The organism is Paraphotobacterium marinum, from assembly GCF_002216855.1.
Taxonomy (GTDB): Bacteria; Pseudomonadota; Gammaproteobacteria; order Enterobacterales; family Vibrionaceae; genus Paraphotobacterium; species Paraphotobacterium marinum.
Window position 1 is genome coordinate 1,077,323 of sequence record NZ_CP022355.1, and the last position, 13,327, is coordinate 1,090,649.

The following is a 13,327-nucleotide window of genomic DNA, read 5'->3' on the forward strand; positions in this document are numbered from 1 at the left end:
TTAATTGTAAGTGGATAATATCCACTTACGAAATAAGAAAAGGTTTTAAATGAAAATTATCTTGTTAGGCGCGCCTGGTGCAGGAAAAGGAACTCAGGCTCAATTTATTATGAAAAAACTTAACATCCCTCAAATTTCTACAGGTGATATGTTAAGGGCAGCAATTAAAGAAAAAACTGAATTAGGGATAAAAGCCCAAACTGTTATTGACCGAGGAGAGTTAGTCTCTGACGATATTATTTTAGGTTTAGTTCAGGAGCGAATAAGTAAACCTGATTGTAAAAATGGATTTTTATTGGATGGCTTTCCCAGAACATTGGCTCAGGCCAATGGTCTTAAAGAAATAAAAATCGATATTGACTTTGTCTTTGATTTTGACATTAGTGATAATGAAATTTTAAAAAGAATGACTGGCAGAAGGGTTCATCTTGATTCTGGAAGAACATATCATATTATCTATAATCCGCCGAGGGTTGAAGGATTGGATGATTTGACAGGGGAGCCTTTAGTTATTAGAAATGATGATCAAGAAGAAACTGTTAAAAAAAGGTTAAAAGTTTATCATGATCAAACGGCTCCTCTAAAAGAGTATTATAATAGAGAAAGCCAGAAATCTGATTTGAAATATTGTGTTTTTGATGCAACAAAATCAGTAGAAGTTTTAAATCAAGAAATAGAAAAAGTACTATTGTAAAATCTGTAAAAGGTTAATTATTATCTGGATTAGTCCATCTTGTGGAAATAAAATATGAAAAAAAAAGGATTATTACTTGTAAATTTGGGTTCTCCTGAAAGTTATTCAAAAAAAGATATAAGAGCTTTTTTGAAGCAGTTCTTATCTGATAGACGGGTAATTGAAAAGTCTCCCTTAATTTGGAAACCAATTTTATATTTAGTAATTCTTCCATTTAGAAGCAGGAAAAATATCGAGGCTTATAAATCCATTTGGACAGAAAAAGGCTCTCCATTAAAGCTTTATAGTAGAAAACAGAAAGAAAAAATTGAAGATGAAATTGATTTCCCCGTTGAGTATTCAATGACTTATGGGGAACCTTCGATTTCTAATGCTCTGAAAGAATTAATTGAATCCAAAAATTGTGAAAATATTATGGTTTTACCAATGTTTCCTCAATTTTCGGCAACAACATCAGCTGCTGTATTTGATCAGATAGGTCAATACTTTAAAAACAAACGGTTTATTCCTCAAATACAATTTATCAATTATTATTTTAATCATCCTCATTATATTAGAGTGTTGGCTAATAGCATCACTCAACATAGAAAAAAACATAAAAAATCAAATCTTATAATTTGCTCTTATCATGGTATCCCTAAAGATTATTCTGATAAAGGTGATCCTTATTACGAACAATGTATTGAAAACACTAAGTTATTAAAAGAAGAACTTAAGCTTTCTGATAAGGATATAATTACAACTTTCCAATCTAGGCTTGGTCCTCAAGAGTGGTTAAAACCCTATACTTTTGATACTTTAAAAGCTCTCGGTAAACAAGGAATACAAGAAATTGATATACTTTCTCCATCTTTCTCTGTGGACTGTTTGGAAACTTTAGAAGAAATTAAAGAGGAAGCTGAAGAGGTTTTTATTAGTGCTGGAGGAAAAAAATTGAATTATATACCTTGTTTGAATGATGAAAATGAACATATTCAATTTTTGGTATCGTTTATTAAAGAAAATTTTCATTCCACAAGTAATTAAAGTTATGTTAATATCTTCTTTTATTTTTAGTTTATTTATATGAAGTTTCCAGGTAGAAGAAAAACAAAACATTATTTTCCCATTGATGATGCTAATAATCAAAGCTCATTAAAGTCCCAGAAGCAATTTAAACGCAGACATCTCATTGGGATTGATCAAACTATGGTTGATATTGAGGCAAAAGTGTCTGATGACTTTCTTAGGAAGTTCGATTTAATAAAAGGTTCTTCTTTTATTATTGATAACCAAAAAGCTCTCAAGTTACATAATGAGCTTATTTCTGAAAATTTAATTGAATATGAACATCCTGGTGGAACTATAGCCAATACTTTACATAATTATTCTATGCTGGCTGATGATAAGTCTGTTTTGTTGGGAGTGATGAGTAAAAAAATCAACGTAGGATCTTTTGCTTACAAATATTTATGTCATTCATCTAGTCGAATGGATTTAAATTATCTTGATGCTGTCGATGGGCCGATTGGAAGATGCTATACATTAATTAGCTCTGATGGTGAACGTACATTTGCTATTAATAAAGGGTCTATGAACGAATTATCACCTAAAGCTATTGATGAAAGTATTTTTCAAGATTCATGTGCTCTTGTTATAAGTGCTTATATCACAAGATGTGAAAGTTATGAAGAAATCCAGCGATCATCGGAAAAAGCTATTGCGATAGCAAAAAATTATAAGATACCAGTTGTTTTATCTACAGGTACAAAATTTCTCATACAAGATAGACCTGAATGGTGGTTAAACTTTATTAAAGAAAATATCGATATTTTAGCTATGAATGAAGAAGAATCAATGGCTTTAACAGGATGTGAAAATGTCATTGAATCAATGAACCAATTATTAGATATTACTGATTATATATTATGTACAGTTGGTTCTGAAGGAATTTATACAGCTGGTTATACTGATGATGATGCTAAAAGATTAACAACTTTGCCATTAATCTCAAACTTTAAAGAGAAGTTTAATGAATACGAATTTAGTCGAGCAATGATGAAATCTGATTGCATACAACCTTTAAAAGTATTTTCTTATAAAGCACCTTTCAAAGGCGGACCAGAAAAGATAAAAAATACAAATGGTGCAGGTGATGGGGCTTTAGCTGCCTTATTACATGACATTTCAGCAAATCAATTTCATAGAGATAATTATCCTAATTCAGAAAAACATAATTTTAATTTTTTAACTTACTCTTCATTCTCGCAAGTTTGTAAATACGCAAATAGAGTTAGTTACGAAGTTATTTCACAACACTCTCCTAGACTAATGAGAGGGCTTCCTGAAAAAGAGGATTGTTTAGAGGAAGCCTATTGGGATAATTAAGAGTAATTAATATCCATCGGTATGAATTTCTGATATTATTCTACCGGAAGGGTCATTAGAGTTTTTAAATGAGCTATCCCAATTTATTGCTTCTGGAGTAGAGCAAGCCACTGTTGGACCACCAGGCACAAGTTCTAAAGAACCTTTTGTTTTAAACAGCTTTTCAAAGATATCTCTATAAAGGTATCCTTCCTTAGTTTTAGGAGTATTAAAAGGAAATTTGTATGAAGCATTTTTCATATCTTCATCAGATATTTTTTGTTCTGAATATTCCTTCAATGAATCAATCCAACTATAACCAACACCATCTGAAAATTGTTCTTTTTGCCGGTTAATGATCTCATTTGGTAAATTTTCTTTGAAAATATCTCTCAAAACCTGCTTTTCAATTTTTGATTTAGTTACCATTTTCAACTTTGGATCCATATTCATTGCTGCATCTAAAAACTGTTTGTCAAGAAATGGTACTCTAGTTTCAATTCCCCAAGCAGCCATGGATTTATTTGCTCGATTACAGTCAAATTTATTTAATGCGAAAACTTTTCTTATAGTTTCTTTATGAAACTCATGATGATTTGGAGCTTTATGAAAATACAAATAGCCACCAAATATCTCATCTGCGCCTTCTCCTGATAGAACCATTTTTATTCCCATTGCTTTTATTTTCCTAGCCATTAAAAACATTGGAGTAGAAGCCCTGATAGTTGTAATATCATATGTTTCTAGGTGATAAATTATATCTTCAAGAGAATCCAACCCTTCCTGAATAGTATACTCAAAACTATGGTGGATGGTTCCAATGTAATCAGCAACAGTTTGTGCAGCTTTAAGATCAGGGGAATTTTTTAAACCAATTGCGAAAGAATGAAGAGATGGCCACCAAGCGGTTGATTTGCTATCATCTTCAATTCTTTTGGTTGAGAACTTTTTTGCGATTGAAGCAATAATGGAGGAGTCAAGACCACCTGATAGTAAGACACCGTAGGGTACATCACACATTAATTGTCTTTTAACAGCACTTTCTAATTCATGTTTAATCGCCTTTGGTGTTGAAAAATTAAGATTTTCAACTTTTGACGTTTCCCAGGATGGCTTATAGTATCTAATATATGTCTTATTTTGGCTGGAGTAGTAATGTCCTGGGGGAAACTCAGATACATTTGAGCATACGTCCTCAAGAGCTTTAAGTTCAGATGCGATATAAATTTGTTCTATTTTATCAATTCCCTGGTATAATGGCACTATTCCAATATGGTCTCTAGCAATGAAGTATATATCTTTATTTTGATCATATAAAATAAAAGAAAAAATACCGTTTAATTTATTAATGAAATCAATTCCATATTTTTCGTATAAAGCTATGATTATTTCACAATCTGAGTCAGTTTGAAATTTGTAATCCATGACTTCACTTCTTAACTCATTATGATTATATATTTCACCATTTACGGCAAGTACGATGGATTTATCATTGTTAAATAAAGGTTGTCCACCACTATTTAACCCAACAATAGCCAGCCTTTCATGAGCTAAAATAACACTACTAGATGCAAAAATACCTGACCAATCAGGTCCTCTGTGTCTTAATTTTTTTGATTGGATTAATGCTATTTTTCGCATTTTTTCCATATCATCTTTAAGTCCTAATATTCCTAATATTCCACACATTAGTTTTGTTTTCCTTTTGAATTGAGTCCCTAAAATTAATATGCTTTATTTTTACTGTAAAATCTAGTACTTATTATCGAAGTTATATATTTTTCCTAAGAATTTTTTATATGGTAGGCATTTGATGACTCTAAAATTTTAATGTCAACTTCATTAAAACTCTTAATTACAACTATGAATATTGTAATTAAGAGTTTTAATATTGATAGATAAAGTCTTAAATTAGAATTGATTGGAATGAAGTGTTAATTTTAACTAATCATATTACCCTCAAAAACTGTACTTACCATTTTTAATGAGTGATCAAAAACTGCTAAGTTTGCTATTCTATTTTCTTTGATCCTGCCGAAATTTTGTTCACATTTAATTGCTTTAGCTGGATTAATGGTAGCCATTTTTATTGCTTCACTCAGGGGTATGCGTGTATTTAATACACAATTTTTAATTGCTTCAATCATAGTTAGAGAAGATCCACCTAATGTGTTATTTGAATCAACACACTGACCATCTTTGATGTAAATTTTGGTACCCACAAAATCAAAGCTTGGTATGTTGGAGGATGCTGCAGCTGTAGCATCAGTAACAAGAACCAACTTATCCGATAGAATGTTATGAGCTAACTCTATATTTGGGTATGAGACGTGAAAACCATCAGCAATAATTCCTGCAAATATTTCTTTTGATGAAAAAACTGCGCCTACAATACCAGGCTCTCTGCTATTTAAAGGTGTCATTGCATTAAATAAATGCGTAGCAAATGAAATTCCATTTTTAAATGAATTCATTGCTTCTTCATATGTTGCCAAGGAGTGTCCGATTGAAACAATAACGCCGGCATCATTTAATTTTTTTATGAATTTTTCTGAATTTAATTCAGGCGCCAAGGTTATTTTTCTAATAATATCTTTATTTGAAATGATATAATTAACCATTTCTTTACTTAAGGGTTTTATAAAAGACTTATTATGAATACCTTTCTTTTTTTCGTTTAAATAAGGCCCCTCTAAATGAATTCCGAGTGAACTATTAATATTTGACTGTTGATATGTTCTTACTGATTCAACAGCAATTTTCAAATCTTCTTCGGAGGCTGTAATAAAGGTAGGAAGAAAGTTTGTACACCCTGTTATTAAGTTTGTTTTATGCATAATCTCAATGGTTTTAGGCGTTGTGTCTGAATTAAACATAACACCACCACATCCATTTAACTGGAGATCAATGAATCCTGGTGTAACGAAATTACCATTTAAATCTATGGTTTTTATGGAAGAATCAATTTCTTCATTTTTACATACTTTTAGTATTTTATTATTCTTTATGATTATTGAGTGGTTATAGATAAATTTGATGCCATCATGAATAATACAATTTGTAAGGACAAACATTAAACCTCCTTAAATGTTGTAAGTTGGTCATGTTCTAGTTTTTTAAAATAATTTAAAGTTTTTACTTTCAATTCAATTGTTGCCTCTGGATCACATACTAGGATGGATTTTTTGTGAAGCTGTAACGCCGATACAGTCCATAAATGATTAACAGATCCTTCAACTGCAGCATGAACAGCATGAGCTTTATTCATTCCTGTAGCTAAAATCATAACTTCTTCTGCATCTAAGAGAGTACCAACACCGATGGTTAATGCATATTTAGGTACTTTATTAATGTCGTTTTCAAAAAATCTAGAGTTTGCAATTAAAGTTTCTTCTGTTAAGGTTTTTATTCTTGTACGAGAGGATAATGAAGATGTAGGTTCATTGAAAGCTATATGTCCATCGGTACCTACTCCACCTAGAAATAAGTGTATACCACCATAACTTTTAATCTTTTTCTCATAATTTAAGCAAACTTCCTCATGATTTTTAGACATCCCATCTAAAAGATTAATATTTTCAGGCAATATATCAATTTTTGAAAAAAAATTGTGGTGCATAAAATAGTGGTAAGATTGAGGATTATCTTTTTCTAATCCAACATATTCATCCATATTAAATGTCACTACATTTTTAAAGCTTACTATTCCTTTATTGTAAAATTCGATTAATTTTTTATAAGTTTTAAGAGGAGTACCTCCAGTTGGAAGTCCAAGTACAAATGGTTTTTCTGGTGTGGGTTGAAAAGTATTTATTTTATTAATAATTCTTTTGGCAGACCATAATGCAACATCATCACATGAATTTAATGGGACAACTCTCATATCTTTTCCTTTGTTGTTTTTTTTTGATTTTACGTTAATAAATAAAAATAAGAAATAAGTTAATGTTGATTGAGATCACAAAACACATTAAGTGAAATTGTATAAATAATGTATTTATTAGAATATTTATTCTTAAAAATTATAAACAACAAGGAAAAATTCAGTGAATATATTAGGTTCTGTACAAAGGCTAGGTAAAGCCTTAATGTTGCCAATAGCTATCTTACCTATAGCTGCATTACTTCTGAGGCTTGGAGCTCCTGATGTGTTAAACATTCCATTTATGAGCTCATCTGGAAATGCGATTATTTCAAATCTTCCTTTGCTTTTCGCATTAGGTATAGGCATAGGTCTCTCTAAGGATGAGCACGGTTCAGCTGGTTTAGCTGCTGCTGTTTCATATTTTGTATTAGTTGCGAGTGCTAAAGCTATTAACCCTGATATTGATATGAGCTTTTTTGCTGGTTTCATAGCAGGTATTATTGGAGGCGTCGTATATAATAAATTCAATGATGTGAAGCTTCCTGAATGGTTAGGATTTTTTGCAGGTAAACGTTTACCTCCAATTATGTCTGGAATAATTACACTAATTTTTGGTTTTGCAGCTGGGTATTTATGGCCATATGCTCAAAATGGTTTAAATGAAATAGCTCAAACTGTTCTAAGTTCCGGTTCTATTGGAGAATTTGGCTATGGTGTTTTGAATAGACTTTTACTTCCTTTTGGATTACACCACGTAATTAATAGTTATATTTGGTTTTTACTTGGCAGTTGTCAGCAAATACAAGTAGATCCCGTAGCAGCACTTCACGGAGCAACTCATCTATGTGTTGATCCAAGTGTGACTAAAGACTTAGTTGTAGGGCAATCACATACTTTTTATTTTAATAATTCGGTAACGCCTGAAATACAAGCAACTGTCACAAAAATCACAAACAATATTGTTAATGGTGATATAAGTAGGTTTTTAGCAGGTGATAAGTCTGCAGGTGTATATTTGGCAGGTTTTTTCCCAGTTATGATGGGCGGACTTCCTGGGGCAGCTTTAGCAATGTATTTTGCTGCACCCAAGGAGAATAGAGCTATTGTTGGTGGTATACTTTTCTCTCTAGGGTTTACAGCGTTTTTAACAGGAATAACTGAACCATTAGAGTTTTCGTTTGTATTTATAGCGCCCGTCTTATTTTTAATACATGCTATTTTAACTGGCTTATCTTTAGTTATAAGTAATGCTTTTGGTATATTGGATGGTTTTGGCTTTTCAGCTGGTGCTATTGACTATGTATTAAACTGGGGTTTAGCTACAAAACCTTTAGCTTTACTAGTTCAAATTATTGCTTTTTTCTTTATATATTTTATCATTTTTTATTTTTCAATTAAGTTTTTTAAGCTTAAAACACCTGGAAGAGAAGATGATTTTAATGCAACTACTGCAATGTCACAAAACTCAAAAACAGAACAAGAAACTTCAGAAAGAGGTAAAAATTTTATTGTTGCATTGGGTGGCGATGATAATATAGAAATAATAGATTCTTGCATTACTAGGTTAAGGTTAACTCTAAGGGACTCAACCACAATTAATGAAAACGAATTGAAAAGGCTAGGTGCAAAAGCAATCGTCAAACTATCAGATAAAAATATACAAGTTATTCTAGGTACAATTGCAGAACAAGTTGCCAAAGAAATAAAAGCTTCAAAACAATAAGTAAACTAAAAAGAATACTCGATATATTTAATAAGAATGTATATCATTTTTAAAAAAGCCAGACAATTCTGGCTTTTTTTGTTTTATTTTAGGTAAAAAAGAAACTTATACTTTATTTGTCAGTGGTTATAATTAACTTTTGTAAATTTATAGTGAAGAGCAATATGATGATAGTTAAAACAAATTTTTTTAATAAGAATTCGGTTGAATTAGCTCAAAGCCTTATAGGAAAAATGATTTATAGAAAGTATAATCACCTTGATTTAAGGGCAATTATAATTGAAACGGAAGCTTATGAATTAAATGATGAAGCTAGCCATGCTTCACTGGGATATTCGCCTAAAATAAAGGCCTTATACATGACACCTGGAACAATTTATATGCACTTTGCTCATGGGCAGGCTTCATTTGGAATACACTCAAGGAAGAATGGCGGTGCCGTTTTGATTAAATCCGCTAGAATTTATCCTGATGATTTAGATAACTCTAATGTTATAGAAACAATGCAATCTCTTTCATTATTATGTGGCGGCAAAAAGAGAAGCACTGATAAGCTTTTAACTGGACAAACGATCTTATGCAAATCACTTGATTTAAAAGTTAAAGATTGGAGCCAAAAACAATTTAATAATACTTTCAATATTCAAAATATCGATTATGAACCACAAAAAATAATCGCAACAACAAGAGTAGGTATACCTCCTAATAGAGACAATGGACTTTTGAATAGATTCATTGACTATAAATATGTAAGACAATCTTCAAAAAATCCATTAACAACCAGAAAGAAAACAAATTTTATTTTAGAAGATCATTGGCATGATTAATATTTTTCGCTAGCACACTTAATATAAACTTATATCTGTGTATTTTTTAATATAAAATTATTAATGTCACATCTATTTTATATACATTTGAATTAGGTTAAACTATCATAATGTCTAAAATATTAAAATAACTTATAAATGAGGTTTGTTTGATGAGTGTAGAAGTGGCTCGTCCAAAGAATTTTATAGAACAAAAAATAGATTCAGATTTAGAAAACAATGTTGTTACAACTGTCCACACCAGATTCCCCCCAGAACCTAATGGCTTTTTACATATTGGACATGCTAAATCTATTTGTTTAAACTTCGGTTTAGCGAAAGAATATAATGGCACATGTAATTTAAGATTTGATGATACTAACCCGTTAAAAGAAACTGCAGAGTTTGTTGAAGCCATTAAAAAAGATGTAAAGTGGTTGGGTTTTAAATGGGATGAACTTAGACACTCTTCTGATTATTTTGAACAGTTATATCTATACGCAAAAGAACTAATTAGTTCGGGTCTAGCATATGTAGATGAATTAACCGATGATGAAATAAGACAGTATAGAGGAAATTTTACTACACCAGGTAAGAACAGCCCCTATAGAGATAGAAGTATATCAGAGAATCTCAACTTATTTGAGAAAATGAAAATGGGTGGCTTTCAAGAAGGTAAGGCGTGCTTAAGAGCAAAAATTGACATGTCGTCAAGCTTTATGGTTATGCGTGATCCTGTTCTTTATAGAGTTCGATTTATTCAGCATCATCAAACTAAAGATAAATGGTGTATATATCCCATGTATGATTTTACCCATTGTATTTCTGATGCCATTGAAAATATTTCACATTCATTATGTACATTAGAGTTTCAAGATAATAGAAGAATTTACGATTGGATTCTTGATAATATTTCAATAAAATCTAGACCCCATCAATATGAGTTTAGTAGACTTAATCTTGAATATACTTTAACTTCCAAAAGAAAATTAAGCGATCTAGTTGAAGAGCGATTTGTTGATGGTTGGGATGATCCTAGAATGCCAACGATATCTGGTTTGAGAAGAAGAGGATATACTCCTGCTTCTATTAGAGAGTTTTGCTCAAGAATTGGTGTTACCAAACAAGAAAATACAATTGAATTAAATGCTCTTGAAGCTTGTATTCGGGAAGATCTAAATACTAATGCTAGACGAGTTATGGCTGTATTAGATCCCGTAAAAGTAATTATTGAAAATTTTGATGACCAACCATTTTTTATAGATGCCAAAAATCATCCTAATAATGATGAGATGGGAACTCGTAAAGTGCAGTTTTCAAGAGAGATTTGGATTGAAAGAGAAGACTTTAAGGTAGAGGCCAATAAAAAATTCAAACGTTTAGTTTTGGGTAAAGAGGTTCGGCTACGCAATTGTTTTGTTATTAAAGCTAATGATGTTGTATATGATGAATACGGATCTATAAAAGAAATAATTTGCACATATGATCCAAATACATTAGGACAAGATCCTTTAGATGGTAGGAAAGTAAAAGGAGTGATTCATTGGGTTTCGAGTACAAATGCAATCTCAGCTCAATTTAGAGTCTATGAAAAACTTTTTAATCATAAAAATCCAGCACAAGTTGAAGATTTCAGAACAGAACTTAACTTAAAATCATTGGAAACCTTCAATGGATTTGTAGAAAACTCAGTAAAAGAAAATGATATAGAGGAAAGGTATCAATTTGAAAGAAAGGGCTATTTTACACAAGACAATAAAGATTTTAGCAAAGAATTTCTAATATTTAATCAGATTGTTGGTTTAAGAGAAACAAATAAATAGCTTTCAGTTAAACAAAAGTTTTAAAAAATTGTTATATAAGAAATAGATTTTTATAAATCTATTTCTTTTTATGAAGGTCCGGATTATCTTGGCAATTCTTTTTTGTGCAATGACCGTAAAGATAAAGACTATGGTTTGTTAATCTAATATTGTATCTATCAGCTATTTCTGTTTGTCTATTTTCGATTAAGTCATCGTTAAATTCAATCACTTTCCCACAATCAAGGCAAACCAAATGATCATGATGTTCTTGCTTGGAAAGTTCAAAAACCGATTTTCCACCTTCAAAATGATGCCTTGTGACAATGCCTGCATCATCAAACTGATTTAATACTCTATATACAGTCGCTAGTCCAATTTCTTCGCCAATGTCTAAAAACTTTTTATAGAGCTCTTCGGCACTAATATGCTGATTTTCAGGATGTTGCAAAAATTCCAGTATTTTTAACCTTGGTAAAGTAACCTTTAAACCTGCTTTTTTTAGAGCATTGTTGTTTTCCATCATATATTCCTATGATTAATTATAAATTCATTTCAGTTTTGATTTGTTTAACCCAATTTAACACACGTTCTTCGGTCATTTCAGGTTGTCGATCTTCATCAATACACAAACCAACCAATTGATTATCTTCTAATAATGCTTTAGATTCTTCGAATTCATATCCCTCAGAAGATGTTTTACCAATTAAAGAAGCACCATTATTAGTTAAAATTTCTGCAATTGCGCCCATAGCATCACAAAAATATTCAGCATAATCTTCCTGATCACCACATCCAAAAATACCAACTTTCTTGCCGTTAAAGTCAATCGTTTCTAATTCAGGAAAAAAATCATCCCAATCACACTGATTTTCTCCATAATACCATGTTGGAATCCCAAATAAAAATAAGTCGTAGTTTTCAAAATCTTCTTTAGTGGAATTAGCGATATCTTTAACATCTACAATATCAGAACCAATTTTATCCTGAATGATTTTTGAAATTTCTTCTGTATTTCCTGTATCACTCCCAAAAAACAAACCTACTTTTTGCATACCATTACCTTTATTATATTTATTTAAGTTACTATAGTTGATATTATACTCTTTACAATAAAACCAAAACAACCCAAAAATAAAATAAACCAAATAATTATCTTTCCAAATTTTGAAATATTTGTTTTTTTCGTTATTGTAAGTATTGTGTAAACTATAAAAAGAACACAAAATATGAGCATAAAATTCAATATTAAATTTTCATAAAGAACTAATTTCTCATAGTTCATATTGATAAAACTTTTCAATTATTGCTATTAATTTAACTGGATACTCAGCGTGCACCCAATGTCCAGCGTTTGCAATTATATGAATTTTGCTATTTGGTACTTGCTTTAAACTATCACTAGAATATTCTGGCAATATGTAATCAGATAAGTTACCTTTTATAAAAAGAGTTTTAGTTTGGATTGGTTTAATTTCGGTCCATTCCATTATCTTGGAATAATTTTCTGACAATGATTTTAAGTTAAATTTCCATGAATAAGAGCCATTAGTTTTAACCAAAGATTTTAGCAAAAATTGAGAAATAGATTCTTCTTTTACATAAGTATTTAAAACACTGTATATTTCACTCCTATTTAAATTTTCATCTTTTAAAATGCTTTCAGTTTTAAGTAGACCCTCAAAAATAGATTTGTGTTTGTTCACTTTATAACTGATAGGTGCAATATCAATTATAACTAATGATTGTACTTTTTTTGGGTTTAAACTTGCACATTTTAAGGCAACTTTTCCTCCCATTGAATGACCAATAAGATGAGCGGACTCAATATTTTTATTTTTCATCAACTGTAATATATCTTCCGCCATAGTATCGTAATCATGTGTTATTGAGTGAAACGAATTACCATGATTTCTTACATCAACACAAATACAATAAGAATGGCTTGAAAAGTGAGTAGCAATTCTTCTAAGATTACCAGAATCTCCAAATAAACCATGGATAAAAATAATGACATTTTTGCTACTGGATTCACCAAGTGAGTTATAGGATAAGTTTAAATTATTTCGCATTATAATAATGTTTTAATAG

13 protein-coding genes are annotated in these 13,327 nt (G+C 30.7%); 6 read left to right on the forward strand and 7 right to left on the reverse strand.

What is annotated here, in order from left to right; genetic code table 11:
- The first annotated feature begins 49 nt into the window (after positions 1 to 49).
- Genes adk through CF386_RS05665 form a run of 3 tightly spaced genes read left to right on the forward strand, consistent with a single transcriptional unit; the run spans position 50 to position 3,061 of the window.
- Positions 50 to 694 (forward strand): adenylate kinase, encoded by a 645-nt coding sequence (gene adk, locus CF386_RS05655; RefSeq protein ID WP_089073434.1) that lies wholly within the window; start codon positions 50 to 52, stop codon positions 692 to 694.
- A gap of 54 nt (positions 695 to 748) precedes the next feature.
- Positions 749 to 1,720: a ferrochelatase gene (gene hemH, locus CF386_RS05660; RefSeq protein WP_089073435.1), complete on the forward strand. Its 972-nt coding sequence runs from the start codon at positions 749 to 751 to the stop codon at positions 1,718 to 1,720.
- A gap of 39 nt (positions 1,721 to 1,759) precedes the next feature.
- Positions 1,760 to 3,061 carry an inosine/guanosine kinase gene (locus CF386_RS05665; RefSeq protein ID WP_089073436.1) on the forward strand — a complete coding sequence of 434 codons (1,302 nt, stop codon included), beginning with the start codon at positions 1,760 to 1,762 and terminating at the stop codon, positions 3,059 to 3,061.
- Between the two features lie 6 nt (positions 3,062 to 3,067).
- Here the strand turns inward: CF386_RS05665 and asnB are convergent, their stop codons facing one another.
- The 3 genes from asnB to nagB all read right to left on the reverse strand — a co-directional run bounded on the left by asnB (position 3,068) and on the right by nagB (position 6,923).
- Positions 3,068 to 4,729 (reverse strand): asparagine synthase B, encoded by a 1,662-nt coding sequence (gene asnB / locus CF386_RS05670; protein WP_089073437.1) that lies wholly within the window; start codon positions 4,727 to 4,729, stop codon positions 3,068 to 3,070.
- 251 nt (positions 4,730 to 4,980) lie between these two features.
- Positions 4,981 to 6,114, reverse strand: coding sequence for an N-acetylglucosamine-6-phosphate deacetylase (nagA, locus tag CF386_RS05675; RefSeq protein WP_089073438.1), 1,134 nt, complete (start codon positions 6,112 to 6,114; stop codon positions 4,981 to 4,983).
- On the reverse strand, positions 6,114 to 6,923 hold the full coding sequence (nagB, locus tag CF386_RS05680; protein WP_089073439.1) for a glucosamine-6-phosphate deaminase: 810 nt from the start codon (positions 6,921 to 6,923) through the stop codon (positions 6,114 to 6,116). The genes nagA and nagB overlap by 1 nt, the downstream gene beginning before the upstream one ends.
- A gap of 163 nt (positions 6,924 to 7,086) precedes the next feature.
- Here nagB and nagE point away from each other — a divergent pair, with 163 nt between their 5' ends.
- The 3 genes from nagE (at position 7,087) to glnS (ending at position 11,257) form a co-directional block, all read left to right on the forward strand.
- The gene (gene nagE, locus CF386_RS05685; protein WP_089073440.1) at positions 7,087 to 8,628 is read left to right on the forward strand and encodes an N-acetylglucosamine-specific PTS transporter subunit IIBC; all 1,542 of its coding nucleotides are present in this window, start codon (positions 7,087 to 7,089) and stop codon (positions 8,626 to 8,628) included.
- A gap of 164 nt (positions 8,629 to 8,792) precedes the next feature.
- Entirely contained in the window at positions 8,793 to 9,455 is a 663-nt protein-coding gene (locus tag CF386_RS05690; RefSeq protein ID WP_089073441.1) for a DNA-3-methyladenine glycosylase, read from the forward strand.
- 152 nt (positions 9,456 to 9,607) lie between these two features.
- A complete protein-coding gene (gene glnS, locus CF386_RS05695; protein ID WP_089073442.1) occupies positions 9,608 to 11,257 on the forward strand; it encodes a glutamine--tRNA ligase in 1,650 nt (549 codons plus the stop codon).
- 58 nt (positions 11,258 to 11,315) lie between these two features.
- Here glnS and fur read toward each other — a convergent pair whose 3' ends face one another.
- Genes fur through CF386_RS05715 form a run of 4 tightly spaced genes read right to left on the reverse strand, consistent with a single transcriptional unit; the run spans position 11,316 to position 13,308 of the window.
- Positions 11,316 to 11,762: a ferric iron uptake transcriptional regulator gene (gene fur, locus CF386_RS05700; protein WP_089073443.1), complete on the reverse strand. Its 447-nt coding sequence runs from the start codon at positions 11,760 to 11,762 to the stop codon at positions 11,316 to 11,318.
- A gap of 16 nt (positions 11,763 to 11,778) precedes the next feature.
- Positions 11,779 to 12,291 (reverse strand): flavodoxin FldA, encoded by a 513-nt coding sequence (gene fldA / locus CF386_RS05705; RefSeq protein WP_089073444.1) that lies wholly within the window; start codon positions 12,289 to 12,291, stop codon positions 11,779 to 11,781.
- A gap of 23 nt (positions 12,292 to 12,314) precedes the next feature.
- Positions 12,315 to 12,521 carry a DUF2788 domain-containing protein gene (locus tag CF386_RS13655; protein WP_089073445.1) on the reverse strand — a complete coding sequence of 69 codons (207 nt, stop codon included), beginning with the start codon at positions 12,519 to 12,521 and terminating at the stop codon, positions 12,315 to 12,317.
- Positions 12,511 to 13,308 (reverse strand): alpha/beta fold hydrolase, encoded by a 798-nt coding sequence (locus tag CF386_RS05715; protein WP_089073446.1) that lies wholly within the window; start codon positions 13,306 to 13,308, stop codon positions 12,511 to 12,513. The genes CF386_RS13655 and CF386_RS05715 overlap by 11 nt, the downstream gene beginning before the upstream one ends.
- Positions 13,309 to 13,327 lie beyond the last annotated feature (19 nt).

What these genes read in the sequence shown, in the direction of transcription:
- fldA (WP_089073444.1), bottom strand. Translation starts at nt 12,291, where the DNA reads ATGCAAAAAGTAGGTTTGTTTTTTGGGAGTGATACAGGAAATACAGAA.
- CF386_RS05665 (WP_089073436.1), top strand. Translation starts at nt 1,760, where the DNA reads ATGAAGTTTCCAGGTAGAAGAAAAACAAAACATTATTTTCCCATTGAT.
- CF386_RS05715 (WP_089073446.1), bottom strand. Translation starts at nt 13,308, where the DNA reads ATGCGAAATAATTTAAACTTATCCTATAACTCACTTGGTGAATCCAGT.
- CF386_RS13655 (WP_089073445.1), bottom strand. Translation starts at nt 12,521, where the DNA reads ATGAACTATGAGAAATTAGTTCTTTATGAAAATTTAATATTGAATTTT.
- fur (WP_089073443.1), bottom strand. Translation starts at nt 11,762, where the DNA reads ATGATGGAAAACAACAATGCTCTAAAAAAAGCAGGTTTAAAGGTTACT.
- glnS (WP_089073442.1), top strand. Translation starts at nt 9,608, where the DNA reads ATGAGTGTAGAAGTGGCTCGTCCAAAGAATTTTATAGAACAAAAAATA.
- nagB (WP_089073439.1), bottom strand. Translation starts at nt 6,923, where the DNA reads ATGAGAGTTGTCCCATTAAATTCATGTGATGATGTTGCATTATGGTCT.
- hemH (WP_089073435.1), top strand. Translation starts at nt 749, where the DNA reads ATGAAAAAAAAAGGATTATTACTTGTAAATTTGGGTTCTCCTGAAAGT.
- CF386_RS05690 (WP_089073441.1), top strand. Translation starts at nt 8,793, where the DNA reads ATGATGATAGTTAAAACAAATTTTTTTAATAAGAATTCGGTTGAATTA.
- adk (WP_089073434.1), top strand. Translation starts at nt 50, where the DNA reads ATGAAAATTATCTTGTTAGGCGCGCCTGGTGCAGGAAAAGGAACTCAG.
- nagA (WP_089073438.1), bottom strand. Translation starts at nt 6,114, where the DNA reads ATGTTTGTCCTTACAAATTGTATTATTCATGATGGCATCAAATTTATC.
- asnB (WP_089073437.1), bottom strand. Translation starts at nt 4,729, where the DNA reads ATGTGTGGAATATTAGGAATATTAGGACTTAAAGATGATATGGAAAAA.